Source organism: Streptococcus mitis (genome assembly GCF_000960005.1).
Taxonomy (GTDB): domain Bacteria; phylum Bacillota; class Bacilli; order Lactobacillales; family Streptococcaceae; genus Streptococcus; species Streptococcus mitis_CK.
On sequence record NZ_JYGP01000002.1, the window covers coordinates 1166687 to 1191473 of the forward strand.

Here is a 24787-nt window from a genome sequence, read left to right on the forward strand (position 1 = left end):
CATTCTGATAGATTCGAGTCAATCTGTAAACAAAGGGCTAGGAAAATTCCTGCCCTTTTTATCCGATTAAATTTGTCACCCAGATTTGTTTGAGCCAACTAGTGGTTACTGGTATGCTCTGGATGATGTGTTTTGCGACGATACTCTTTTCAAGAGGATTTTGTATAGCTGCCATGGGAATGGTCGCCAAGATTGTCAAAGCCATCTGCAAGACAAATAAGGTCACCAACATGGATAAGATACCTGCTGAAACTTGGAACAACTTGCCACCCAATTTTTTACTAGGAATCAAGTGTAAGAGGAGACCAAGCAAACGACCGATGCTATAGACTATCCCAAATACAAGCAAGTAGCCGATTCCTGCGTAAAAGACCTTATCCAACTGAAAGAGTTGATCCGATGGGAAAAAGAAAGTTCCCTGACCTTCCTGTGGATTTGCATAAGGAAGTAGCAAATGAAATTGCTCTCCAAGTCCCTTATAAAACTGGCCAGCCACAAAAGCCGATGCCATGGCTGAAATCAGGTAATAGACCTGTAAGAGCAGGCCTCTCCGATAGCCGATATAAAATCCCCAAGCCAAGACCAATAGAAGAAGGAGTGAAATCATAAGGAATCCTCAATCTTGCTCTGTTCTTGCTTACAAGTCACAAGCTTGTGGCGCAATTCTTCTAATTCTTGCTCCTTATCATCAAATTCAATCTCACGGCTGAGCTGAGTTGACAAACAGTTGACTGCCAACAAAAGAGCGATTGTTTCATCGTCTGCACTAGGCATTTGTTCTTTAATTGCTTGGTATTTTTCTGTCGCAACCTTAGCGATTTCCTCCATAAAAAGGTTATCATGCTCGGTTGTCAAGGTTAATGATTTTTTCCCGAATGTAAATTTGAATCGATTTAGATTTGCCATAAAATTCACCTCACGATATTATACCAAAATTCGCTAACTTTGTCAGTTTTTACAAATTTGCCTACTTTTATGGTACAATAGAAACTATGGCAAGTATAACACTCACACCAAGCGAAAAGGAGATTCAGGCTTTTCTTGAACACTATCAAACCAGTCTGGCTCCCAGTAAAAACCCCTATATTCGCTATTTTTTGAAACTGCCTCAAGCAACCGTTTCTATCTATACTTCTGGAAAGGTCTTGCTTCAGGGTGAAGGAGCTGAGAAATACGCTCGTTTCTTTGGCTATCAAGTTGTAGGGCAAACCAGCGGACAAAATCTCCCTTTGATTGGGACGGATGAGGTTGGAAATGGTTCCTACTTTGGTGGACTTGCAGTTGTGGCTTCCTTTGTCACACCTGACCAGCATGACTTCTTGCGAAAACTAGGTGTGGGGGATTCCAAGACACTGACCGACCAAAAGATCCGTCAGATTGCCCCTATCCTCAAAGAAAAAATCCAGCACCAGGCACTGCTTCTCTCACCAAGCAAGTACAACGAGGTCATCGGAGACCGCTACAACGCTGTTTCGGTTAAGGTAGCCCTCCATAACCAGGCTATCTATCTCCTTCTTCAAAAAGGCATTCAGCCTGAGAAAATTGTGATTGATGCCTTTACCAGTGCTAAAAATTATGACAAGTACTTGGCACAAGAGGCCAATCGTTTCAGCAATCCGATCAGCTTAGAAGAAAAGGCTGAGGGTAAATACTTGGCTGTCGCAGTTTCTTCTATCATTGCGCGTGATTTCTTTCTAGAAAATCTTGAAAATCTGGGACGAGAGCTGGGCTATCAACTTCCAAGTGGAGCTGGAACGGCTTCTGATAAGGTTGCTAGCCAGATTTTGCAGGCCTATGGAATGCAGGGACTCAATTTCTGCGCCAAACTGCACTTTAAAAATACTGAAAAAGCGAAAAAACGCTTAGAAAGGTAAGTTATGAATTCATTTAAAAATTTCTTAAAAGAGTGGGGATTGTTCCTCCTAATTCTGTCATTACTAGCTTTAAGTCGTATCTTTTTTTGGAGCAATGTTCGAGTAGAAGGGCATTCCATGGATCCTACCCTAGCGGATGGCGAAATCCTCTTTGTCGTCAAACACCTCCCTATTGACCGTTTTGATATCGTGGTTGCCCATGAGGAAGATGGTAATAAGGACATTGTCAAACGTGTCATCGGAATGCCTGGTGATACCATTCGTTACGAAAATGATAAACTTTACATCAATGACAAAGAGACAGATGAACCTTACCTAGCTGACTATATCAAACGCTTCAAGGATGACAAACTCCAAAGCACCTACTCAGGCAAGGGATTTGAAGGAAATAAAGGAACTTTCTTTAGAAGTATCGCTGAAAAAGCCCAAGCCTTCACAGTTGATGTCAACTACAACACCAACTTTAGCTTCACTGTCCCAGAAGGAGAATACCTTCTCCTCGGAGATGACCGCTTGGTTTCGAGCGACAGCCGTCACGTAGGTACCTTTAAAGCAAAAGATATCACAGGGGAAGCTAAATTCCGCTTCTGGCCAATCACCCGTATCGGAACATTTTAAGAGACCTAAGAGGCCGAGAATCAGCAATCTCAGCCTCTTCTTCTATCGTGAGACGATAATTATTCACTACCCAGTTTGATTAAGATAGAAACAAAGTTATACTCAATGAAAATCAAAGAGCAAACTAGGAAGCTAGCCGCAGGCTGTACTTGGGTACGGCAAGGCGAAGCTGACGTGGTTTGAATTTGATTTTCGAAGAGTATTAACTCTCACCTATTTATGCAAAGGAATCTTATGGAAGTTTATTTTTCAGGAACCATTGAACGGATTATTTTTGAAAATCCCAGCAATTTTTATCGCATCCTCCTCCTAGAAATCGAAGATACAGACGCACAGGATTTTGATGATTTTGAAATCATTGTCACGGGCACCATGGCTGATGTGATTGAGGGAGAAGACTATACTTTTTGGGGACAAATTGTCCAGCACTCCAAGTATGGGGAGCAACTGCAAATCAGCCGATATGAACGCGCAAAACCAACTAGCAAGGGCTTGGTTAAGTACTTTTCAAGTAGCCATTTCAAGGGGATTGGTCTCAAGACTGCTCAGAAAATTGTGGATACCTATGGCGAAAATACCATTGACGAAATTTTGCAACATCCAGAAAAGTTAGAAGGCATCGCAGGACTCTCTGCCAAAAATCGCGAGGCTTTCGTCTCCACTCTCCGTCTCAACTACGGAACGGAAATGGTTTTGGCCAAACTAGCCAACTACGGTATTCCCAATAAATTAGCCTTTCAGATTCAAGACTTTTACAAAGAAGAAACCCTTGATGTGGTTGAAAATTATCCCTACCAGCTGGTTGAGGATATCAAGGGCTTGGGATTTACCATTGCTGACCAATTAGCAGAAGAACTAGGTATCGAAAGTCAGGCTCCTGAACGCTTCCGCGCCGGTCTAGTTCATAGTCTTTTTCAGTCCTGTATGGAAACAGGGGACACCTATGTTGAAGCACGGGATTTGCTGGAACAAACCCTAACTCTCCTTGAATCTTCTCGTCCCGTGGAACTGGATCCCAGCCAAGTGGCCCAAGAGCTCTCCTACCTGATCGAAGAAGACAAGGTTCAGCAGATTGATACCAAAATTTTTGACAACAGCCTCTTTTTCGCTGAGGAAGGCATCCGCAGTCACTTGGTTCGTATCCTTGAAAAAGGAAAACAGAAGAGCCAGGATTTAGAAACCATTCAAAAACATATCGCTACTGTCGAAGAAGATCTGGAGATTGAGTATGATAACATTCAAAAACAGGCGATCTGCGACGCTATCCAGAACAAGGTCTTTATTCTGACAGGTGGACCTGGTACTGGTAAGACAACTGTTATCAATGGGATTATCGCTGTTTATGCTCTTTTAGAAGGACTTGACCTCAGGAAAAAAAGCAACTTGCCGATTCTTCTTGCCGCTCCAACCGGTCGAGCCGCTCGGCGCATGAATGAATTGACAGGTTTGCCTAGCGCGACCATACACCGCCACTTAGGAATGACAGGTGACGATGATACTAGTCATCTGGAAGATTATCTGGATGCCGACTTTATCATCGTGGATGAATTTTCCATGGTGGATACTTGGCTGGCCAATCAACTCTTCTCCAACATCTCTTCTAACAGTAAAATCCTTATCGTGGGCGACAGCGACCAGCTACCGTCTGTCAGCCCTGGCCAAGTTCTTTCTGATCTGCTTCATATTCCCTTGATTCCTCAGACTCGCTTGGAAAAAATTTACCGACAAAGCGAAGAATCAACCATCGTCACCCTAGCTAGTCAGATTCGCCAGGGCATCCTGCCAGCCGATTTCACCCAGAAAAAAGCAGACCGTTCCTACTTTGAGATTGCTAGTGGCCATATTCCTGCTACCATTGAAAAGATCTTAGGCGCTGCCCTCAGAAGTGGTATCCCTGCCCGTGATATTCAAGTTCTGGCTCCCATGTACCGAGGGACAGCAGGGATTGATGCCATCAACCAACTTATGCAAGACCTGCTCAATCCACCACAAAAGGACCAACTCAGTTTTGAAGCTCCCCAGTGCCACTATCGTAAGGGCGACAAGGTCATTCATTTGGTCAACGATGCTGAAATCAATGTCTTTAATGGAGACTTGGGAGCCATCACAGACCTGATTCCTGGCAAATACACCGAGTCGAAACAAGACGAGATTGTCATTGATTTTGATGGCAACGAGGTCTCTTACCCACGTAACGAATGGTACAAAATTCGCCTGGCCTATGCCATGAGTATCCATAAGTCCCAGGGAAGTGAGTTCCCTGTTGTCATCCTGCCTATCACTAGTGCTAGTAGGCGTATGCTAGAGCGCAATCTCATCTACACAGCCATTACACGCGCCAAAAGCAAACTTATCTTACTAGGCGAATTACAGGCCTTTGACTATGCTACACAACATATCGGAACTGCCCGAAAAACCTATCTGATTGAACGCTTCAGTGACCTACTAGATAATGTTGAAGAAAAGCAACCAGCTGTCTCTGAAACAGCCACATCAAGCACCTCTGAACAAGCCTACATCCTGACAGAAGAAAACTGGGATAGCATCCCAGCCATGATTGGGATTACAGATGCAGACCTCAAAGAGATTTTTGGAAAATAGTGCATAAGAAAACCCACCAAGTCAGGTGGGATTTTTGTTTATTAAGATTATTTAACTGTTGCTGTGCTTGTGATCAATTCAACAGCTTTTTTAATTGTGATATCATGTTTCAACATATCAGCTGAAAGCAAGCTTTGTACTTGTGCCACTTCCATGTTGTAGTCTGCCGCCAATTGCTCGATTTCTTTTTGAATTTCTTCTTCTGAAGCATCAAATCCTTCAGCTTTCGCAACTGCTTCGATAACAAGGTTAGTCTTCGTACGTGACTCAGCTTCTCCCTCGTATTGTTTGTGAAGGTCTTCTTGAGTAGTTCCAGTGATTTGGAAGTACATGTCAGGATTGATACCTTGACGTTGCAAGTTTCCAAGAAATTCATTTACTGAGCGGTGAACTTCTTCGTGGATCATTTCTTCTGGAAGTTCTACGATTTCAGCGTTTTCTACAGCTTTATCAATTGCTGCACCTTCAACTGCATCTTTGTATGCTTCTTCTTTAGCAGCAGCCAATTCCTTACGGTATTTTTCTTTCAATTCAGCAAGTGTTTCAACTTCTTCATCGATGTCTTTTGCAAGCTCATCGTCAAGAGCTGGAACTTCTTTAGCTTTTACTTCGTGGATAGTTGTTACGAATTTAGCTTCTTTACCTGCAAGATCTTCTGCTTGGTAGTCTTCTGGGAATGTTACGATAACATCAACAGTTTCACCAGCTGAGTGACCTACCAATTGGTCTTCGAAACCAGGGATGAATTGACCTGAACCAAGTCCAAGTGAGAAGTTTTCACCTTTTCCGCCATCAAATTCAACACCATCGATAGAACCAACGAAGTCGATGACAACAGTGTCGCCGTTTTCAGCAGCAGCTTCTTTGATAACCAATTCAGCCAAGTTGTTGCGTTCGCGTTCGATACGCTCTTCAACGTCAGCATCCGTTACTTCTTTTTCTACATCTACTGATACTTCAAGGTTTTTGTAGTCACCCAATTTTACTTCAGGTTTTGTAACGACTTCAGCAGTGATAACCCAGTCTTGACCTTTTTCCATTGAAGTTACGTCAATTTTTGGTTGAGCAACGACTTCAAGACCAGCTTCTTTTACAGCTGCTTCATAAGCATTTGGCAAAAGAGCGTTCATAACGTCTTGGTAAAGTGACTCTTCACCAAATTTTTTGTCGAAGATAGGACGTGGAAGGTGACCTTTACGGAAACCTGGAACATTAAGAGATTTCTTCACTGAGTTGAAGACACGATCCAATTCTGGTTTGATTTGGTCTTGAGAGATAGTGAAAGTCAAGACACCACGGTTTGTTTCTTTGTTTTCAAATGATACAGACATTCTGTCATTTCTCCTTAAAATTTTTTAAATACAGTCTATTATAACATAAATGAGCGACTTTTTTCAAGTAATGAATGCGCTTTTCAATGATGGGAGAGGTACTAGTTTCTTCTCAGTTTTCTTTAGGATTCGAATATAATCTTATAAAAGATGTTTAATGATGGTTGATTACAGTAAAAAACGAATCGCCCACACATCCCTCATTAGGCGATTCGTTTTGTATTATTTAACCACAAGAACCTTGTAATATTCATACTTATTTGGCTGTGTAATCTTAATTTTTTGACCATAGAAACCATCGATTTCTTTGTCAAAATAATCTGAAAATCCTGATGGCAAGCGTTTCATCTTAAGAACTTCTCCAGATTGGTCTGCATATACAAGGAAGTGATGGTGGGTTGTAGCCATACCATCATCAATCAGTACAAAGTAACCTGTTTTGAGCTTACCTTGCTTATTTTCTAAATAGTATAGTTTATTGTTATTGATTGTGAAGTGAGCAGATAGTCTAAGTCGTACACCTGAGTCTTCTAGATAAAGATCATTGCCAACTTTTTTGATTTCTGATCTAGTTGTCATCTCTGGAAGTGGTAATACTCTACGACCATCTGCTCCAAAGTAATATCGACCTGGTAGATTTTGGAAATTACGAATAACAGCTTTAGGATCAATTTCTTGTCCTTCTTCTTTATTATCTACTAAAGCTAAGGTTGTATTTGCAACCTCATCCCCATATTTGTCGGAAAACTTCTTGAACTCAGGTTTGATATACCAAGTATTTTTAGCCACGATAACATCAGTATAGTTATGTCCGTCAAATTTTGATGTAATCAGATACTCATATCCATCACCTAAACGGACAATATCATCATCTTTATAAGGGCTATTTTTTAAAGTCAACATATAGCCATCCTTACCAATGATATAACTTTCTCCATCGCTGGCTGGAACAGCTCTGTCTGCGACCATAGCACCTGATTTTTCAAAGTAAGACCATTCACCATTTGCAGTCGCCCATCCTGTTGCCATAGCTCCACTGCCTTTGAGGTAATACCATGTAGCCCCTTCTTTGTACCAACCTGTACGCATGGCGCCACTATCTGCTAGAGAGTACCATGTTCCAGCTTCCTTGTACCAGCCAGTACGCATAGCGCCACTATCTGCTAGGGAATACCATGTATTTCCGTCTTTGAGCCAGCCTGTCTGCATTTTACCAGCGCTATCGAAGTGATACCAAGAGCCAGCATTTTGCACCCATTTATTTTTAGCGAGACTGCCATCTTGAGAAAGATTCCAGTCAGAACCATTTTTAACCCAAGTATCTGCAGCTTGTGCTTGATTGATTGACAAAAGCAGACCAGCACCTGCAAGCAAACCAAGAGTGAATAGTTTAGATTTTTTCATAGTTATTTCCTCCATGAATTGAAACTGTGAGATAGAGTTGGTTTAACAATCTTTTTTATAGCACTCTTAAAGAGATGAAACAAAGACCTTAACGCTCTAGTGACCTTATTTTGATAATTTACAGAGACATACCTGTAACCTCCTTTTGGATTTTATATATCCTTTGATAAATACTACATTACTTTAGTTATCTTTAGCTTCATTTTACTCCCCTATAAAATGAATGTCAACAAATAACATAAAACATTGTGAAAAAAATATTTTATCGTACTAGAGGTACTTACTCGCTTCTTTGATACTAGGTTCAGTCACTTCTCCAATATTATTTTTACATATCTATTAAAACTCCTCATGCCCTACCAAGTGGTGCTGAAAGGCATAGACTGCAGCCTGGGTGCGATCACTAACCTTAAGTTTGGCAAGGATGTTGGACACGTGGGTCTTGACCGTCTTGAGAGAGATAAAAAGTTCGTCTGCGATACGCTGATTTTCGTAGCCCTTGGCGATGAGTTGGAGAACATCTCGCTCACGCGCAGTCAGGTCCTCATGTAGTTCTATGTGATTGCGGTGGTATTCGACTTTTTTGCTGACCTCTTGCTCAATGGCCAACTCGCCAGCAGCCACCTTACGGACGGCATGGAGTAGTTCGTCCGCACTAGAAGTTTTGAGCATATAGCCACGAGCACCGGCATTTAAGACGGGCATGATTTTTTCATTGTCCAAGTACGAAGTCACAATCAAAATCTTGGCTTCAGACCATTCTTTGAGGATGGCCAAGGTCGCATCAATCCCATTCATCTCAGGCATGACGATATCCATGACAATAACATCCGGACGCAATTTCAAGGCCAAGTCAATGCCTTGAGACCCGTTGGACGCCTCACCCACAACTTCTACATCATCTTGGAGGTCAAAGTAGCTTTTCAAGCCCAATCGAACCATTTCGTGGTCATCTACTAATAAAATTTTCATCTTTACTCCTTTATCATTCCTTATCGAGCAGGGGAATACGGATATCAACTGCCAGCCCTTGCTTAGGCGCTGTCAATAACTGAACCGTCCCTGCCATATCTTCAACCCGCTCCTTGATATTACGAAGTCCATAACTCAAGTCATCTAAGCTACCTAACTGGAAACCAATCCCATTGTCCACCACCTTCAGCTGCAATTCAAAATCTGTCTGATAGAGATAGACATCCAGACAAGATGCCTGGGCATGGCGGAGGGTATTGCTGATCAACTCTTGCAGGATACGGAAGATATGCTCCTCGATTTTCTTGGGCAATTGCGTCACATTTTGCTTAAGACTAACTCTGAGATCACTCTTGTCCTCAAGCTCTTTTAAGAGGATTTGGATTCCCTCAACCAGACTCTTCTGTTCCAATTCAACTGGTCGCAAATGCAAGAGCAAGACCCGTAAATCCTTCTGGGCTGTTTCTAAAATAGCTGTGACGCTCTGCAACTGGCTCTGCATCTTTTCTCTTTCCAATTTCAAAGCCTGCTGACTGATACCCGATAAAATCATGTGGGCCGCAAACAACTCCTGACTGACTGTATCGTGCAAATCCCGAGCAATCCGTTTCCGTTCTTTCTCGATGATTTCCTCTTCCTGAGCAAGACTGTGATTTTCAGACTTTTGAAGAGCTTCTGTCAAAAGATTAAGTTTACCTGACAAGGACTTGAAGCTGGCATCCAAATCTGGATCAGCAACCTGAACCACTTCTTTCCCTGCCAATAAACGCTTGAGATTGGCCTTCATTTTTCTTAGAGAAAGCTCTTCAACACCTCTCCAAAACAGGGCTAAGAGAAAGGTCATGGACATGCTGAATACCAACAACAAAAAGACAAATTTTTCTGTTTTTTCGACATCATGCAAGAAAATAGACCAGTCAAAGTCAAGGATGTCCAGCAAGCTGTGGGACAGAAATAAGACAAACAGGATGGAGGTGAGAGCAATCATTACATAGGCTTGTTTTTTCATCCTCTAACCACCTCAACATCGCCAATCATAGTGGTTAAGAAAATCTTGACACTCTTGTTACTCTTGAGATAGTCTCTTGTTTCTTGATGATAGTGTTCATTGCGAAGGGCTCGCTTGGGCTGATTGAAAAAATTCAAATCACCATAAAGACAGTTAACACTGAGACTGACTTCCACATCTACAGGCACAATGATTTTGGTCGTTCCTACCATCTTTCTGAGGATAATGACATTGTCATGATTGGTTAGAATCACCCTCTCCAGATGAATGGTGTCCTTGCCCATGAGACGAAAGAGATTGATATCATCAAACTGGCAAGTTTGATAACTTGAAAAATGATGGAGATTCCCAAACCAACGATTTTTCTCCTTCTTAACTGTCACCACCTCTTCAAAAACCAAATTGGTCTGCTCTTTTTCCTGGTTCATCATTGGATAAAGAAGAAAGAGGCTATAGATAACCGCAACAAAAATAGCTAGAATCACAAAAGGATTGAGCATGACGATGAAAAAGAAGAGAATGCTTGCCACCACTAAAAGAAGGTTATTCCCCTCTTTACCAGTGTAATAGCGAATCAAAAGCAAAAAGAGAAAAAGTATCAGCAGAAAACGCGAAAAATGCTCTGAAACCATCAAAATCAGAGCTCCTGTCAAAAGACAGGCTTCGATAAATAAAAAGATTTTAAATTTTCTCATAGGTGCATCCTCTCCCTCTATTTTATCACAACTCAAAAAAGTCACCTCGGTCTGAAGATGGAAAAAAGGCGGTGATTACGCCTTTTTCATCTGATCATTTGCTTCTTTTAGTTTGCCGTAAAGAAGATAGTCTACTTTTTGCAGATCTGCTATGGTGGCACAATTAAGGGCACACATAATCAAACGCAGATCGTTTTTCCAGCCTTGGACAATGCCAATCACTTCTTCAACTGTGTAGGTTTCAACCAATTCCAGAACTGTTCGAGACAGTCCTACAGCTTTGGCGCCAAAAATCAGGCACTTAATCATATCCAGTGGATTCCGAACCCCTCCACTGACCAAGAGTTGGACCTTGTCTTTCCAGTCTTGGGCATTGAGAAGGGCCTGCATGGTAGACTGACCCCATTGATTGAGGTAGTCACGTTGACCACTGCGACGGTTTTCAATATAAGCAAAGCTGGTGCCACCACGACCTGACAGGTCAAAGGTTCGAACGCCCAATTCATAGGCTCTTTCGATGGTCTTCACATCCATCCCAAAGCCGACTTCCTTTAAGACAATAGGAACGGGGATTTGCTTGCTATAGTCTGCTAGATGCGATTGCCAGTTTCTGAACTTTCTTTCTCCCTCGGGCATGAGCAACTCCTGCATAACATTGACATGCACCTGCAGGAGAAGAGGATTCATCTCTTCTACAGTCCGAAGTCCCAACTCAACAGGCTTGTCTAATCCAATATTGGTTCCAAGAAGGAGATTTGGATGATCATACTTGACAGAAAAAGAGGCATCTGATGGATCTTTGAGAGCCGCACTATAAGAGCCCGTTACAAATAAAATCCCACAGGCTTCCGCCACCTGAGCCAGCTTTTGATTTATTTCTCTTCCCTTATCGCTTCCACCTGTCATGGCATTGATATAAAAAGGAAAATCCCACTTTCGACCAGCAAATTCTGTCGACAGATCGATTTCATCCAGATCGTAAAGAGGCAAGGAAGAATGAATCAACTCCACCTCATCAAAGCTATTATAGGAACTTTTCTGCTCAAGGGCATAGCGGATATGCTCGTCCTTACGATTTGTCGTCATGTCCTATCCTTTCTTGGTATAAGAGCTCAATCCCCAGATCGGCCCAACGGTTTTTTAGGGTTTCAGTTGATTGCTCATCAAAACTCAAGGCAATACCACAATCACCACCACCAGCGCCACTACTCTTGGCAACAGCCTGCAAATCTTGACTGGCTTCTTTCAGCTGTCTAAGCGAAGGCGTGTAAATATCTGCGCTCAAGCCTTCTAAGAGCTTGCTGGCTACTTCTACTTGCTCGATCACTTTTTCGGCTTTTCCTTGCTCCAAGGATTCTACCAAAGTAGCTACCATTGCTTTTGAGGAACTTAAAAAATTCTGATTGATGTTTTGCTTGATTTGCTGGACCATGTGACTCGATACAGCCACTTCCTTGGTCCATCCCACTAGGAAATCACATTCTAGGGCAGGTTGTACGTGTGAGATTGAAAAGCCCCAATCACGCTCTAAAACAGTCGCTAAGTTTTCTTCTTCCAACCAAGTAGCCACCTTCTGGCGATTAAATGACTGGTAAAGAACCAATTCCTCTGCCACAATACAGGCAAGGTCCCCCATAGAACCATTGTCTCCGCGCTTGAGCAAGACAGCACTAGCCAGCTTGAATAAGAGGCCCTGATTAACAGAAAGATTATATAGAGCTAGCAGAGCTTTGACAACCAAGACAACGACGCTGCCACTAGAACCTAAACCAAACTTTTTCCCTTCTCGTTCCATTTTTCCTCGGATTTCTAGAGAAAAAGGTTTTAAAGTTTGACCTCGATAAATCAGGAAATCTTCCACTAAAGCAATCGTTTCTTGAATCAAGCTGTAGTCAGGATTCGGCGTCAAATCCACTGCGAAACCAAACATATCTGAGTAGATACGGTAACTATCAGAAAAAGCAATCTCGCCCTTCATATAGATGGGAATGGCCTTTATCAAGGCCAACTGCCCTGGCTCTAAAACAGCATATTCACCTGCCCAATAGAGCTTTCCGCAAGTTTTAACAGCAATCATCTTGGCTCAAATCCTTTGTTTTTGACACAATCAAGCGATAACGTTGACCGAAGATTTCTGATAAATGCTCCAAGTCTTTCTCCTGACAGAGGACCTTGACATTGGGACCAGCATCCATAGTAAAGTAACAAGCCTCTCCTTGCTCACGTAGCTGGCGAACAAAGTCCATGGCTTCATAAGACGCATCCGTCAGATAAGAAAAGGCTGGTGATGCTGTTTTGGTCGTAGCGTGCATAGCTAGGGCATTTTCCTCCGTTAACTCCCCAACCTTGGCAAAGTCATTTTCCTTGAGATAAACCAGCATATCCTGATAATCCTTCTCAGACTGACGTACCCAGTCGTCAAAAGTCGTCGAAGTTTCCACACAGAGTTTCATCCCGTCACGGCTAGAGATTGGTTTTTTCTTATCCTCTAGCACCAACATAATCATAGCTAGTTTCAAGTCTGTCTCTACAGGGTAAATTTCTCCACTATCCTTGTCCCAGGCTCCTAGCGGTCCATAAAAACTCCGAGAAGAAGAGCCTGAAGCAAACTTAGCCTCCTGCGCTAACTGACTTCTATCCAATCCAAGCTTGAAATAAGCATTACAAGCCTTGACCAGGGCGGACAAACCACTAGAACTTGAGGACAGACCCGCCGCGGTAGGCATATTGTTCTGAGTATCAATACGGACAAAGCCCTCACCAGCTGGACGATAACGGTCAATAATCTTACTCATCTTAGCATGCTCCGCCTCATTTTGTAACTGACCATTGATATAAAATGCATCAGCCATCGCATCCGTCGGTAGCGGCGACAAAGTCGTCTCCGTGTACATATTTTCCAAAGTCAGAGAGATACTGCTAGTAGCAGGCACCATCTCTTTTTCTTTTTTCTTTCCCCAATATTTGATAATGGCAATATTTGCGTAGGAACGTACTTTTACAGGCTCTCTATCCATGTCTGAACAGCTCCTTTCTCTTCTAATCTTTCTGCTAGTTCTTGTGCGTGTGTCAAATTGTCTGCCAAGGCTATGATACAGCCTCCTAGCCCACCACCGCTCATCTTGGCACCCAAAGCACCATGATTAAGAGCCGTTTCAACGAGGGAATCTGCCTCAGGGCTACTAACACCAATTTCTTTTAGATGTAAATGCGCTTGACTGAGGATTTCCCCCAGCCCTTCAGCATCTTTTTGTGAAATCGCTTCTTCTGCCTGCTGGGTCAATTCTCCCAAGGCATGCAAAAACGGCAGGGCATCCTTGCCCTTGTTTTGAACCACTTGGATGGCTTCACGAGTATGACCATAAACACCGGTATCGGCAATCACCAAATAGGCGGATAAGTTCATCTCAAGCTCTGTAAATCCTACGTTCTTAATAAAGCGAATAGGCTGGTCACTGAGACAGGTCTTGGCATCCAAACCACTTGGATTCATATGGGCAATCATCTCCGCCCGATTGACCAAGATTTCTAGTACATCATGAGGCAGGTCAGCTTGATAATAGTCAAAAACAGCTCGAGTGGCCGCTATACTGATAGCAGCTGACGAACCCATTCCCCGCTTCTCAGGGATAGCCGAGTCAATCTCACAGCGAATGCAGGATTCTTTGATATCCAAATACTCAAGCGAAGCATAAACCGCCATGGACAAAGTATCCTCCTCATAGAGACGCCAAGGACTCGCTGCAGGAACTACCTTACAAGTCACCTCCACCTCCAAAAGAGGCAAGGAAATAGCAGGATAGCCGTAAACGACCGCATGCTCCCCTATTAAAATAATCTTACTATGTGCCTGACCGACACCAACCTTTTTTGTCATGTTATCCTTTTACTAGACGAAAAAGTCGTCTCATACTCAATGAAAATCAAAAAGCAAACTAGGAAGCTAGCCGCAGGCTGTACTTGAGTACGGTAAGGCGACGCTGACGTGGTTTGAATTTGATTTTCGAAGAGTATTATTTTTCCTACAAGTATTTATTCTCTCCTATCTATTTTATTATATTTTCACAAAAAAAGCGATTGTTTCCTTCACAATCGCCTCTTTCATTATTGAACCCATTCGCCATTATAATTGACAGAATAGCCATCTACAGTCGTATTCACTGCTAAAGCACCTGAGCTATAAGCGTAGTACCATTTACTGCCGACCTGGAACCAGCCAGTGACCATAGCTCCTGATGAACGAAGATAGTACCACTTGTTACCAAGGTATTGCCATCCAGTTTTCATATCACCATTTGACTGGTCTAAATAATACCAAGTTGAGCCTTCCTGATACCAACCCGTCGCCATGGCTCCTGATGAACGAAGGTAGTACCACTTATTGCCAAGTTGTTTCCAACCAGTTTGCATTGCAGCACTTGTTGTATCGAGATAGTACCAAGTTGAGTTGTCATTGGTCCAACCACGCACTAGCTCCCCAACCGTCAAACTGTCGATACGAGCATCGAAGCCACTATCCTTCTGTAAATAATACCAGTGTCCCTCATCATGAACCCAACCAGTTTTTAAGGTGTGATAACTACGCTGATCTTCAAAATAATAGACTCGTTTCTCTGCTGGACTATCATATTGTTCCCCATGATGTTTGTTGGTATTTGTAGCAGTTTTTGCCTCTAAAACTTGCTTGCCAACAAATTCTTGTAAGACACCATCTTGTCCAAAGTAGTACCATTGTGGCATTGGCATAGATTCTAATCTCAAACCATTTGGGTAAGGACCAATTGTACTACCTTTAGATGGAAACGGGATATATTGCCAGCCGACAACCATTTCTCCTGATACATGATCAAAATAATAGGTCTTGCCATCAATCACTCGCCAGGCCTTTTCTTTGATCTCACCCTTCTTATAGTAGGTTCTACCATTTTCTTGGACAAATTGCCAGCCTTCTGAATCAGCATCATCCGCCAATACTATACTTGTTGCTAGCAAACCGAAGAAAAAGACTGCTAATGCGATTGGCATCAATTTTTTTATTATTTTCATTAGACCTATCCTCCATAACTGATTGTAGCAAATACAAAATCGCATGTCAACATATAAAGAACTCATATAAAAAGCAGTTCCAAAACTGCAACTGCTTTTCTATTCTTGCATGGTGTAACCGACACCACGCACGGTTTTAATGTAGCTTTTTTGACCTTTTACATCAAGCTTGCTACGTAGATAACGGATATAGACATCCACGATATTTGTTTCGGTCGCACTTTCATACTTCCAGACGCTTTCCAACAACTGCTCACGAGTCAGAACTTTCTTGCTCCCCATAAGAGTAGCCAAAAGGTCATACTCACGGCGCGTCAGAGCAATCATTTCCTCGCCACGATAAACGGTATGATGTTCTACATCCATACGCAGATTGCGGTAAGACGTTGGAACCTTCATCTGACTACAGTGTTGGTCGATAAAGTCCCGACCTCGGAAAATCGCTGAAATACGATCCACCAGATTCTCAATAATAACCGGCTTATAGATGTAAGAAACGGCAAAGTGTTGGATTGTCTCAATCTGATCTTGCAATTCTTCGCGATGGTCCAAGACCATAATCACTGAGGCTGGCTTAGTCCGACTTAGCTTATCTGCAAAATCCTGGGCTGTCATATCCCCAAGTTGAGCATTCAATAAAATCAAGTCATAGTCTGTCTGAAGAGCCATGGAGAGGGCTTTTTGCCCCTCCTCAACCTGATCAACTCGGTATTGCTCTTTTTGGAGTTCCAAACTTAAAAAATGAGCTAGATTTCTTTCTTTCTCAAGTAATAAAATCCGTTTCCCCATGGCAGACCTACTTATTTTTCGTCATACCAAGAGTAGTGGAATGTTCCTTCTTTGTCTTTACGTTGGTAAGTGTGGGCACCAAAGTAGTCACGTTGCGCTTGGATCAAGTTAGCTGGAAGGTCAGCTGAACGGTAGCTATCAAAGTAAGTAATCGCTGCTGAGAAAGTTGGCACTGGCACACCAGCTTGAACAGCAAGAGCTACGATATCACGCACTGCTTGTTGGTACTTAGCAGTAACATCCAAGAAGTACTCATCCAAAAGAAGGTTAGCAAGGTCTGCATCACGGTTGTAAGCATCTGTAATCTTTTGCAAGAAACGAGAACGGATGATACAGCCATCACGCCAGATAGATGCGATATCTGCAAATGGCAAATTCCAGTTGTTTTCTTTAGAAGCTACACGCAATTGCGCAAAACCTTGTGCGTATGAAATGATTTTTGAGAAGTAAAGGGCTTGACGAATCTTTTCAATCAACTCAGCCTTGTCTCCTTCAAATTTGAAGGCAGCTGGTTTTGGAAGAACCTTGCTAGCATGTACACGTTCTTCTTTGTAAGTTGAAATGTAACGTGCAAATACTGACTCAGTGATGAGTGACAATGGCACACCAAGGTCAAGTGATGATTGACTAGTCCATTTACCAGTTCCCTTGTTACCTGCAGCATCAAGGATGTAGTCTACGATTGGTCCATCTTGGCCTTCATCGTCTTTACGGCTCAAGATATCAGCTGTGATTTCGATCAAGTAGCTGTCCAATTCACCCTTGTTCCACTCAGTAAAGATTTCAGCCATATCTTCTGCTGAAAGACCTAACAAGTGTTGCATCAAGTCATAACTTTCTGCGATCAATTGCATATCACCATACTCGATACCGTTGTGAACCATTTTCACATAGTGACCAGCTCCATCAGGACCGATGTAAGTCACACATGGTTTGCCATCTTCTGGTGCTTTAGCTGAGATTTCTTCAAGAACATCCGCAACCAATTCGTAGGCCTCTTTTTGTCCACCAGGCATGATAGAAGGACCTTCTAGGGCACCTTTTTCACCACCAGAAACCCCAGTACCGATAAAGTTGATACCTGAGTTTGCTAATTCTTCATTACGACGGATTGTATCTTTGTAGAAAGTGTTTCCTCCGTCAATCAAGATATCACCTTTGTCAAGGTGTGGAAGAAGGGCTTGGATAGTAGCATCTGTACCAGGTCCAGCTTGAACCATGAGCATGATACGACGAGGTTTTTCGATTGAGTTTACAAAACTTTCAACGTCATAGCTTGGTACAAAGTTCTTTTCAGGATGGCAAGCAATTACATCTTCAGTTTTTTCTTTACTACGGTTGTAAATAGCAACTGTGTAACCACGAGATTCAATATTAAGGGCAAGGTTACGACCCATTACGGCCATACCAACAACACCAAAGTTAGCTTTTGTCATTTGACACTCCTCTTGTTTAATTTGTTTTATTTTATCATTTTTACTTTTGAAAAGAAAGAATTTTGTAACGACTGCTTAGTAGTCCAAGTCATCCGCATGTCCAGAACCATTTCCAACAAAGTATCCTGTCTTACAGTTAAGGGTAAAGAGATAGGTTCCATCTGGCTTGTAGAGGTTGTAATAACCATTGCCATTAACGATATTAACACGTTCAAGGATATATTGGTTACCAGTGATATAACCACGTGAACGTGAAGTCGCTAGAATTTGTTCTAAGACACCATCCGCGAAATCCCAGGCAGAATTATTGCTATCATCAATAGCAGACTGGTTATAAGAAACACGACTCGCACTTCTTTGAACAGCAACTCCTGCACTTGATACACCCATATTGACTTCACTGCGGGTACTTCTAGTTTCAGTTGATGCAGCATTTGAACTACTTGGGCTTGTTTCACTAGCAGTATTTTCACTTGCTTGACGAGAACTTGAGCTGCTAGTTTGACTTGAACTTGAGCTTGAAGCACTTGTTTGCTGGCTCTTACCAAGGCTGATAGCCTTATCTAGAACTTTATCAAGCTCCGTATTTCCAGTTTTAATATCTGTAAATTTAGCATCCGATTTGGCTTTGGCATTGGTATCCAGAACACCATCAACAATAGCTGGCTTCTCAAATTGAGCATTGACATCTTGAATAGCCTTGATTTGAGTTGCTAGGCTATCATACTTAGATTTTGCAAGCGCATGTTCGCGACTACCTTCTAGCTTATCAAGCAAAGTTTTAAGTTGGCTCAGTTTATCAAACTGGCTATTTTTCAAAGCCGTTTTGTTGCTATCTGTATAGAAGGCATCGTATTGACTATTGAAATCTTCTAAAATCGGCTGAATATTCTGCTCACTAGACGATGATTGAGAAGTTTGAATTTCCTTTGTTGAGCGATTCACTTGACGGTAAACATAATAAGCACTGACACAGATAACCACTGATACGAGCGCCAAAGCGGTCAAAACAAAACCTTTTTTACTTTTCTTTTCTGGGTCCTCTTGATCCAGACGAGAAAGTTTTTTCTCCTCTTCCACTTCCCCAGTCATTTCTGTTGGATTTTCATCCTCTAGCAATAGAGAATCCAAGCCTTGCTCCTCATCGTCCAGAGGCAAGGGTGGTAAAATGTCTTCAGAAGATGGAACTTCCTCCGAAGAAGCTTCTGACTCTTCTACAGCCTCACGCACTTCTTGGATTAAATCATCCAGACTCTGAGTTTCGACTAACTCCTCTTTTTTGTATTGACGTGTTTCAAACTTATCTGCTTCGATTTCATCTTTGTGTTGCTTGACATACTTGTCCAAAATGGAATCTTCAGGCAAGACTCCTGCTTCCACTTCTTCATTTTTACGAATAGCTTGACCAACTGTTAACTCTTTTGCTTCATCAAAATCAAATCGCGGTTCTTGGTTTTCTTTTTTATGACGATTCCGTCTTTTCTTACTCATGAGTTTTCCTTCCTACTTTACTTCCTGACGTTTAACACGCTGACCAAAATATTGATACAAATCAACTTTTAAAGTTCCGTTGTACAACTTCCGTTTCTTATCCGCCTGACTACCGTACTTGGTCTCAAAGGCTTCATCACTAGTTAGAATAAACTTGCTCCACGTTTTCAGAGGAGCAAATACTTGACCCATCTCAGCATAAAGCTTGGTAACCCCTGCATCATCTGACAAGCGTTCACCATAAGGTGGGTTAGAGATAATCACTCCATTTATTTTATCAGAACGCAAATCCTGCACGCGCATCTGCTTAAAGGTAATATCTCCTGCAACACCTGCTGCCTGAGCATTGGCCTTAGCAATTTCCACCATACGTGCATCGATATCACAACCCATGATATCCAGTTCCAGTTCACGATTCACCTTCTTAGCCGCCTCTGTGCGCACTTCTTGGATCAAGCGATCGCTAATCCAGTTCCATTCCTCAAAAGCAAAGGAGCGACGAAGCCCTGGAGCCATCTTTCTGGCAATCATAACTGCCTCGATACAGAAAGTTCCTGAACCACAGGTTGGATCAATCAAGGGCTTGTCTGGATACCAGTTAGAGAGTTGCAAAATAGCTGCTGCCATGTTTTCCTTGATAGGAGCGCCACCTTTTTCGGTACGATAGCCACGTTTAAAGAGGCTAGCCCCTGTCGTATCAATCATGACAGTTGCTATGTCTTTCAGAATAGAGACCTCAATCTTAAACTCAGGACCAGTTTCCATCAGAGGAACACCTTCTGGACGGGCATAGTATTTTTGCAATTTCTTGACAACGGCCTTCTTTGAAATAGCCTGAACACTGGGTTCATTGTGTAGTTTAGATTTCACACATTTGGCTTTTGAAATCGGGAATCGAGCTCCAAGTGGTAAATAATTTTCCCAATCTAGAGCGAAAACTCCCTGAAAGAGCTCCTCAAAAGTCTTAGCTGGAAAAGTTCCTACGATGATCTTGATACGGTCTGCTGCCCGAAGCCAGAGGTTGGTTTCGATAATGGCTCTCACGTCTCCTTGAAAACGAACACGTCCATTTTCAACCTGACAATCGTAGCCCAACTCTCGCACTTCACGACCAACGACAGCCTCAAGACCCGCTGCAGCAGTAGCGATTAAATTAAATTCTTTTTTCATGTTACAGTCTTGCAAGACCTTTCTATATGTCCACTTTAAAAAATGAGGTTGAGAAAGTTTTCTCAGCCCCAACCTATATGCAATTTTCTATAAGCCATGTTTTGTTCCAGAAGTGACTAGGACCACTTCCTTCGATAATCATCTGTCTACTACTAACAGCTTACAGCTGGTAGCAGTCAGAGTACTACGTTCGTTTCCGTGTACTCCATGCCCCGACCAAAATTTGGGTTGCTAGCTTGAGGGGTTTACCGCGTTCCACTCTCTCTGTTTCCAGAAAGACTCCGTCACTGTGGCACTTTCAAGCCTACTCTGGCCTATCCAAGGACTTAGCCATTTCAACTGCCGTAACGATCTCTCGTCCCTAGGCTTATGGTTTCGCCTAGCACAAACACTACAGGCATCACAGCCTGTGCTAGCATGGACTTTCCTCATGAAAAGAAATTCTCCTCACGCGATTATCCAAAAATTGCACTTTTCAAATAAGCTCTTATAAATCAGAGTTATCCAAAATTTGTTTACCAAACACTTCTTTCTCAAGACGATTTAGTCGTTTCAAAATATCAAAATTCGTCATAGAAGTTGTAGACGTCATTTCAAGTGGTTCTGCTTGAACCGTTGCAGATTCAGGTTTGCGAGACAATTCTTCCTTCAACTCTGCAATTTCTTGACGGAGAGACTTGACTAAGGCAGCATAAGTTTCGTAGTCCTTGATGACATCGTCCAAAAATTCATCAACTTCAACCTTACTATATCCACGGACTTCACGTCCAAACTCTTGCTCAAAAATATCTTTTGCTGAAAAAATAATACTTGCCATCTCTCTCTCCATTCTCGGTTTCTAATAGTATTATTATATAAAAAAAGGCAAACAAAAATCAAGGTCAAAGGCTTACTTTTCAGAAAAATTTTCTACTAGCTCATTTAAGTCTTCAAACGTTAACCTTTTTATGCGATAACCTGCCTGATTTTTCATCAAATTGTCTATAAATTTTAATTTGGTCTCATTTTCTGGGTCATAGAAAAAATAAGCTAAATCAGTGTTTTCCAGTAAAAATCGTTGGTAATCTCGTAATTGCCCCATATGTTCATATTTAGGATAGGCATATTTGACAAAATCGACCTGCTTAAATTGGCTAAGTTTAAGCTGATTCGCTTCATTCCAATTTTCCCCGTGTGTTTCAAAATCAAAAATGGTCGCTAGGCTGAAATCATATTCTTCTTTCATTTCATTTGCGACATCAAGCACCCAAGATTCAAATCCCAAGTTCCCTGTAAAGACCAGCCATTTAGCCCCTTCTTCTGCTAAACTTTCTAGATCACGGTGAATGGCTTTCTTTATAATTTTTAACCTGATATCTTTTTCATTAAACAAACCCAAGTCAAAATTAGAATATCCCATAATTAAAGCTGTAGTCATTTTTACACCTTTCTTTCTATTTTTATGGTATAATAGAGTGATGTTATTGTACCAATAAGGAGAAATATGGTCAACTATCCTCATAAAATTTCATCAAAAAAAAACCAAACATCCATTTCTCAACCCAAAAATTTCGCAAATCGAGGAATGACTTTTGAAAAGATGATCAACGCTACAAACGACTACTATCTAACGCATGGTATGGCAGTTATCCATAAAAAGCCAACGCCTGTTCAGATTGTTCGAGTAGACTATCCTCAACGTAGTCGAGCCAAAATTGTAGAAGCCTACTTTAGACAAGCTTCCACAACAGATTACTCTGGCGTATATAGAGGACATTACATTGACTTTGAAGCCAAGGAAACACGACAAAAGAATGCTATTCCAATGAAGAATTTTCACCTTCATCAGATTCAGCATATGGAACAAGTCCTTGCCCAGCAAGGAATTTGCTTTGTGCTCCTGCACTTTTCTTCTCAGCAAGAAACTTATTTATTGCCGGCTATTGACTTGATTCGTTTCTATCATCAAGACAAGGGACAAAAGTCAATGCCACTTGGATATATTCAAGAATATGGATATTTGATTGAGCAAGGCGCCTTTCCTCAAATTCCCTATCTCGACATTATCAAAGAACATTTACTAGGTGGTAAAACAAGATGAACAAACAAACTATCCTGCGAATAGCTAAGTATGCAAGTATCGGCTTCTTAACTGTATTTATCGCAGCTGTTGTCCTAGGCGGAGGGCTTTTTCTCTACTATGTTAGCAAAGCTCCGTCTCTGTCCGAAAGTAAACTAGTCGCTACAACTTCAAGTAAGATATACGATAACAAAGACGAACTGATTGCCGATCTTGGAGCAGAACGTCGTGTCAATGCACAATCAAATGAAATTCCAACGGAATTAGTTAATGCTATTATTTCCATTGAAGACCATCGTTTCTTTAATCACCGTGGAGTTGATACTATTCGTATCCTTGGGGCAGCATTGAGAAATCTTCGAGGTGGAGGGGGTCTCCAAGGAGCTTCAACCTTGACTCAGCAATTGATTAAGTTGACTTATTTTTCTACTTCAACTGCTGATCAAACCTTGTCGCGTAAAGCTCAAGAAGCTTGGCTAGCTGTTCAACTAGAACAAAAAGCAACCAAGCAAGAAATCCTGACCTACTACATAAACAAAGTCTACATGTCTAACGGTAACTACGGAATGCAAACCGCAGCCCAAAATTACTATGGAAAAGACTTGAAGGACTTAAGCTTGCCACAGTTAGCACTCTTGGCTGGAATGCCTCAAGCGCCAAACCAATATGATCCTTATTCCCATCCAGAAGCTGCTCTAGAGCGTCGTAACTTGGTACTTTCAGAAATGAAAGGGCAAAAATACATTAGTGCAGAAGATTATGAAAAAGCTATTAATACTCCCGTCACTGACGGTCTCCAAAGTTTGAAGTCAGCCAATAGTTATCCAGCTTATATGGACAACTACCTCAAAGAAGTAATCGACCAAGTTGAACAAGAAACTGGTTACAACCTTCTTACCACAGGTATGGAAGTCTATACTAATGTCGACAAAGATGTTCAGCAGCGACTTTGGGATGTTTATAACACAGATGAGTATGTCGCTTATCCAGATGATGAACTTCAAGTAGCTTCTACTATCGTTGATGTAACAAATGGTAAAGTCATTGCTCAGTTAGGTGCCCGTCACCAATCAAGTAATGTATCTTTCGGAATCAACCAAGCCGTTGAAACCAACCGTGACTGGGGTTCTACTATGAAACCAATCACTGACTATGCTCCCGCTTTAGAATATGGAGTCTATGACTCTACTGCAACTATAGTACATGATGTTCCTTATAACTATCCAGGTACTGATACTCCCGTCTACAACTGGGATAAAGGCTACTTTGGAAATATTACAATCCAGTATGCACTTCAACAGTCACGTAATGTCACAGCTGTTGAAACCCTAAATAAGGTTGGTTTAGATAGAGCGAAAACCTTCCTAAATGGCTTAGGTATCGATTATCCAAGCATCCACTATGCAAACGCCATTTCAAGTAATACAACAGAATCTAACAAACAATACGGTGCAAGCAGTGAAAAAATGGCTGCAGCCTATGCTGCTTTTGCCAACGGTGGTATTTACCACAAGCCAATGTATATCAATAAGGTCGTCTTCAGTGACGGTAGTGAAAAAGAATTTTCAGATGCTGGTACACGAGCTATGAAAGAAACAACTGCTTACATGATGACCGAAATGATGAAAACTGTCTTGGCATACGGAACTGGTCGTGGAGCCTATCTCCCATGGTTAGCGCAAGCTGGTAAGACAGGTACTTCTAACTACACAGATGATGAAATTGAAAAACACATCAAAAACACTGGCTATGTAGCTCCAGATGAAATGTTTGTTGGTTATACTCGTAAGTATTCTATGGCTGTATGGACAGGTTATTCGAATCGTTTAACTCCTATCGTTGGAGATGGTTTCCTAGTTGCAGCTAAAGTTTATCGCTCAATGATAACGTATCTATCAGAAGATACTCATCCAGAAGACTGGACGATGCCAGACGGACTTTTCAGAAACGGGGAATTTGTATTCAAAAATGGAGCTCGCCCAATATGGACTGAACCCTCTACTCAACAATCCTCAACAGCTGAAAGTTCAACTACACAGGCAAGTACTACGGTAGGTCAACAACCCAATAATGCTCCAGCAACCGATCCTAATCAAGGACAAGCTGGTCAGACTGTTCAGCAAACACAACCAGTACAACCAACGCCACAAAATCCACCAGTTCAACAGCAACCACAACAGTAAGATAAAAGAAAATCCTGAGAATAAAGGCTCAGGATTTTTTCTTCAACAAAATAGGATCTGTCATATCTAAAAGCGGTGACCGGCACCAATTCATTTTCGATAAACCAAA

Annotated in this window: 23 protein-coding genes and 1 other RNA gene; 5 read left to right on the top strand and 19 right to left on the bottom strand. The window is 41.9% G+C overall.

The window, feature by feature from the left end; all coding sequences use genetic code 11:
- Positions 1–58: 58 nt before the first annotated feature.
- Both TZ90_RS06985 and zapA read right to left on the bottom strand, forming a co-directional pair.
- On the bottom strand, positions 59–607 hold the full coding sequence (locus TZ90_RS06985; protein ID WP_000624513.1) for a CvpA family protein: 549 nt from the start codon (positions 605–607) through the stop codon (positions 59–61).
- Complete coding sequence (gene zapA / locus TZ90_RS06990) at positions 604–906, bottom strand: cell division protein ZapA (protein WP_000002022.1); 303 nt, start codon at positions 904–906, stop codon at positions 604–606. Before zapA ends, TZ90_RS06985 begins: the two co-directional genes overlap by 4 nt.
- Before the next feature lie 86 nt (positions 907–992).
- Here zapA and rnhC point away from each other — a divergent pair, with 86 nt between their 5' ends.
- The 3 genes from rnhC to recD2 all read left to right on the top strand — a co-directional run bounded on the left by rnhC (position 993) and on the right by recD2 (position 5093).
- A complete protein-coding gene (gene rnhC / locus TZ90_RS06995) occupies positions 993–1874 on the top strand; it encodes a ribonuclease HIII (protein ID WP_045612231.1) in 882 nt (293 codons plus the stop codon).
- A 3-nt stretch (positions 1875–1877) separates the two neighbouring features.
- Positions 1878–2492, top strand: a complete 615-nt coding sequence (gene lepB / locus TZ90_RS07000; protein WP_004245100.1) for a signal peptidase I — start codon at positions 1878–1880, stop codon at positions 2490–2492.
- A gap of 234 nt (positions 2493–2726) precedes the next feature.
- Entirely contained in the window at positions 2727–5093 is a 2367-nt protein-coding gene (recD2, locus tag TZ90_RS07005) for an SF1B family DNA helicase RecD2 (RefSeq protein WP_045612233.1), read from the top strand.
- Between the two features lie 47 nt (positions 5094–5140).
- Here the strand turns inward: recD2 and tig are convergent, their stop codons facing one another.
- The 17 genes from tig to TZ90_RS07090 form a co-directional block, all read right to left on the bottom strand.
- On the bottom strand, positions 5141–6424 hold the full coding sequence (gene tig / locus TZ90_RS07010) for a trigger factor (RefSeq protein ID WP_045612235.1): 1284 nt from the start codon (positions 6422–6424) through the stop codon (positions 5141–5143).
- Between the two features lie 222 nt (positions 6425–6646).
- A complete protein-coding gene (locus tag TZ90_RS07015) occupies positions 6647–7828 on the bottom strand; it encodes a PspC-like choline-binding domain-containing protein (RefSeq protein WP_045612237.1) in 1182 nt (393 codons plus the stop codon).
- A gap of 339 nt (positions 7829–8167) precedes the next feature.
- Positions 8168–8800: a response regulator gene (locus tag TZ90_RS07020; protein WP_045612238.1), complete on the bottom strand. Its 633-nt coding sequence runs from the start codon at positions 8798–8800 to the stop codon at positions 8168–8170.
- Positions 8801–8813: 13 nt separating this feature from the next.
- Positions 8814–9809 carry an envelope stress sensor histidine kinase LiaS gene (locus TZ90_RS07025; protein ID WP_045612239.1) on the bottom strand — a complete coding sequence of 332 codons (996 nt, stop codon included), beginning with the start codon at positions 9807–9809 and terminating at the stop codon, positions 8814–8816.
- Positions 9806–10504 carry a cell wall-active antibiotics response protein LiaF gene (gene liaF / locus TZ90_RS07030; protein WP_001224643.1) on the bottom strand — a complete coding sequence of 233 codons (699 nt, stop codon included), beginning with the start codon at positions 10502–10504 and terminating at the stop codon, positions 9806–9808. The genes TZ90_RS07025 and liaF overlap by 4 nt, the downstream gene beginning before the upstream one ends.
- 75 nt (positions 10505–10579) lie before the next feature.
- Positions 10580–11590 (bottom strand): type 2 isopentenyl-diphosphate Delta-isomerase, encoded by a 1011-nt coding sequence (gene fni / locus TZ90_RS07035; RefSeq protein ID WP_045612241.1) that lies wholly within the window; start codon positions 11588–11590, stop codon positions 10580–10582.
- The gene (locus tag TZ90_RS07040) at positions 11574–12581 is read right to left on the bottom strand and encodes a phosphomevalonate kinase (protein ID WP_045612242.1); all 1008 of its coding nucleotides are present in this window, start codon (positions 12579–12581) and stop codon (positions 11574–11576) included. Before TZ90_RS07040 ends, fni begins: the two co-directional genes overlap by 17 nt.
- Positions 12568–13521 (bottom strand): diphosphomevalonate decarboxylase, encoded by a 954-nt coding sequence (gene mvaD, locus TZ90_RS07045; protein ID WP_045612244.1) that lies wholly within the window; start codon positions 13519–13521, stop codon positions 12568–12570. Before mvaD ends, TZ90_RS07040 begins: the two co-directional genes overlap by 14 nt.
- On the bottom strand, positions 13503–14381 hold the full coding sequence (gene mvk / locus TZ90_RS07050; RefSeq protein WP_045612245.1) for a mevalonate kinase: 879 nt from the start codon (positions 14379–14381) through the stop codon (positions 13503–13505). Before mvk ends, mvaD begins: the two co-directional genes overlap by 19 nt.
- A gap of 227 nt (positions 14382–14608) precedes the next feature.
- Complete coding sequence (locus tag TZ90_RS07055; RefSeq protein WP_045612247.1) at positions 14609–15550, bottom strand: PspC-like choline-binding domain-containing protein; 942 nt, start codon at positions 15548–15550, stop codon at positions 14609–14611.
- A gap of 99 nt (positions 15551–15649) precedes the next feature.
- Positions 15650–16339, bottom strand: a complete 690-nt coding sequence (locus tag TZ90_RS07060; protein ID WP_024056976.1) for a response regulator transcription factor — start codon at positions 16337–16339, stop codon at positions 15650–15652.
- Positions 16340–16350: 11 nt separating this feature from the next.
- A complete protein-coding gene (gene gndA / locus TZ90_RS07065; protein ID WP_000158778.1) occupies positions 16351–17775 on the bottom strand; it encodes an NADP-dependent phosphogluconate dehydrogenase in 1425 nt (474 codons plus the stop codon).
- Positions 17776–17850: 75 nt separating this feature from the next.
- Positions 17851–19266 (bottom strand): cell division site-positioning protein MapZ, encoded by a 1416-nt coding sequence (gene mapZ, locus TZ90_RS07070; RefSeq protein WP_045612250.1) that lies wholly within the window; start codon positions 19264–19266, stop codon positions 17851–17853.
- Positions 19267–19278: 12 nt separating this feature from the next.
- The gene (locus tag TZ90_RS07075) at positions 19279–20436 is read right to left on the bottom strand and encodes a THUMP domain-containing class I SAM-dependent RNA methyltransferase (RefSeq protein WP_045612252.1); all 1158 of its coding nucleotides are present in this window, start codon (positions 20434–20436) and stop codon (positions 19279–19281) included.
- 85 nt (positions 20437–20521) lie between these two features.
- Positions 20522–20903: RNase P RNA component class B (rnpB, locus tag TZ90_RS10025), an RNA gene on the bottom strand.
- Positions 20904–20923: 20 nt separating this feature from the next.
- Positions 20924–21253 (bottom strand): cell division regulator GpsB, encoded by a 330-nt coding sequence (gene gpsB / locus TZ90_RS07085; RefSeq protein WP_045612254.1) that lies wholly within the window; start codon positions 21251–21253, stop codon positions 20924–20926.
- 72 nt (positions 21254–21325) lie between these two features.
- Entirely contained in the window at positions 21326–21853 is a 528-nt protein-coding gene (locus TZ90_RS07090) for an SLOG family protein (protein WP_045612602.1), read from the bottom strand.
- Between the two features lie 66 nt (positions 21854–21919).
- Between TZ90_RS07090 and recU the strand changes: the two genes are divergently transcribed.
- On the top strand, positions 21920–22516 hold the full coding sequence (gene recU / locus TZ90_RS07095) for a Holliday junction resolvase RecU (protein ID WP_045612256.1): 597 nt from the start codon (positions 21920–21922) through the stop codon (positions 22514–22516).
- Positions 22513–24678, top strand: a complete 2166-nt coding sequence (gene pbp1a / locus TZ90_RS07100; protein ID WP_045612257.1) for a penicillin-binding protein PBP1A — start codon at positions 22513–22515, stop codon at positions 24676–24678. Before recU ends, pbp1a begins: the two co-directional genes overlap by 4 nt.
- The last annotated feature ends 109 nt before the right edge of the window (positions 24679–24787 follow it).

Bases quoted from the DNA above. Each gene is read 5' to 3' on its own strand.
- gndA (WP_000158778.1), bottom strand. From the start codon at position 17,775: ATGACAAAAGCTAACTTTGGTGTTGTTGGTATGGCCGTAATGGGTCGT.
- lepB (WP_004245100.1), top strand. From the start codon at position 1,878: ATGAATTCATTTAAAAATTTCTTAAAAGAGTGGGGATTGTTCCTCCTA.
- pbp1a (WP_045612257.1), top strand. From the start codon at position 22,513: ATGAACAAACAAACTATCCTGCGAATAGCTAAGTATGCAAGTATCGGC.
- TZ90_RS07055 (WP_045612247.1), bottom strand. From the start codon at position 15,550: ATGAAAATAATAAAAAAATTGATGCCAATCGCATTAGCAGTCTTTTTC.
- TZ90_RS06985 (WP_000624513.1), bottom strand. From the start codon at position 607: ATGATTTCACTCCTTCTTCTATTGGTCTTGGCTTGGGGATTTTATATC.
- zapA (WP_000002022.1), bottom strand. From the start codon at position 906: ATGGCAAATCTAAATCGATTCAAATTTACATTCGGGAAAAAATCATTA.
- TZ90_RS07075 (WP_045612252.1), bottom strand. From the start codon at position 20,436: ATGAAAAAAGAATTTAATTTAATCGCTACTGCTGCAGCGGGTCTTGAG.
- tig (WP_045612235.1), bottom strand. From the start codon at position 6,424: ATGTCTGTATCATTTGAAAACAAAGAAACAAACCGTGGTGTCTTGACT.
- recU (WP_045612256.1), top strand. From the start codon at position 21,920: ATGGTCAACTATCCTCATAAAATTTCATCAAAAAAAAACCAAACATCC.
- TZ90_RS07060 (WP_024056976.1), bottom strand. From the start codon at position 16,339: ATGGGGAAACGGATTTTATTACTTGAGAAAGAAAGAAATCTAGCTCAT.
- mvaD (WP_045612244.1), bottom strand. From the start codon at position 13,521: ATGGATAGAGAGCCTGTAAAAGTACGTTCCTACGCAAATATTGCCATT.
- liaF (WP_001224643.1), bottom strand. From the start codon at position 10,504: ATGAGAAAATTTAAAATCTTTTTATTTATCGAAGCCTGTCTTTTGACA.
- rnhC (WP_045612231.1), top strand. From the start codon at position 993: ATGGCAAGTATAACACTCACACCAAGCGAAAAGGAGATTCAGGCTTTT.
- recD2 (WP_045612233.1), top strand. From the start codon at position 2,727: ATGGAAGTTTATTTTTCAGGAACCATTGAACGGATTATTTTTGAAAAT.
- TZ90_RS07040 (WP_045612242.1), bottom strand. From the start codon at position 12,581: ATGATTGCTGTTAAAACTTGCGGAAAGCTCTATTGGGCAGGTGAATAT.
- mvk (WP_045612245.1), bottom strand. From the start codon at position 14,381: ATGACAAAAAAGGTTGGTGTCGGTCAGGCACATAGTAAGATTATTTTA.
- TZ90_RS07015 (WP_045612237.1), bottom strand. From the start codon at position 7,828: ATGAAAAAATCTAAACTATTCACTCTTGGTTTGCTTGCAGGTGCTGGT.
- gpsB (WP_045612254.1), bottom strand. From the start codon at position 21,253: ATGGCAAGTATTATTTTTTCAGCAAAAGATATTTTTGAGCAAGAGTTT.
- fni (WP_045612241.1), bottom strand. From the start codon at position 11,590: ATGACGACAAATCGTAAGGACGAGCATATCCGCTATGCCCTTGAGCAG.
- TZ90_RS07025 (WP_045612239.1), bottom strand. From the start codon at position 9,809: ATGAAAAAACAAGCCTATGTAATGATTGCTCTCACCTCCATCCTGTTT.
- TZ90_RS07090 (WP_045612602.1), bottom strand. From the start codon at position 21,853: ATGACTACAGCTTTAATTATGGGATATTCTAATTTTGACTTGGGTTTG.
- TZ90_RS07020 (WP_045612238.1), bottom strand. From the start codon at position 8,800: ATGAAAATTTTATTAGTAGATGACCACGAAATGGTTCGATTGGGCTTG.
- mapZ (WP_045612250.1), bottom strand. From the start codon at position 19,266: ATGAGTAAGAAAAGACGGAATCGTCATAAAAAAGAAAACCAAGAACCG.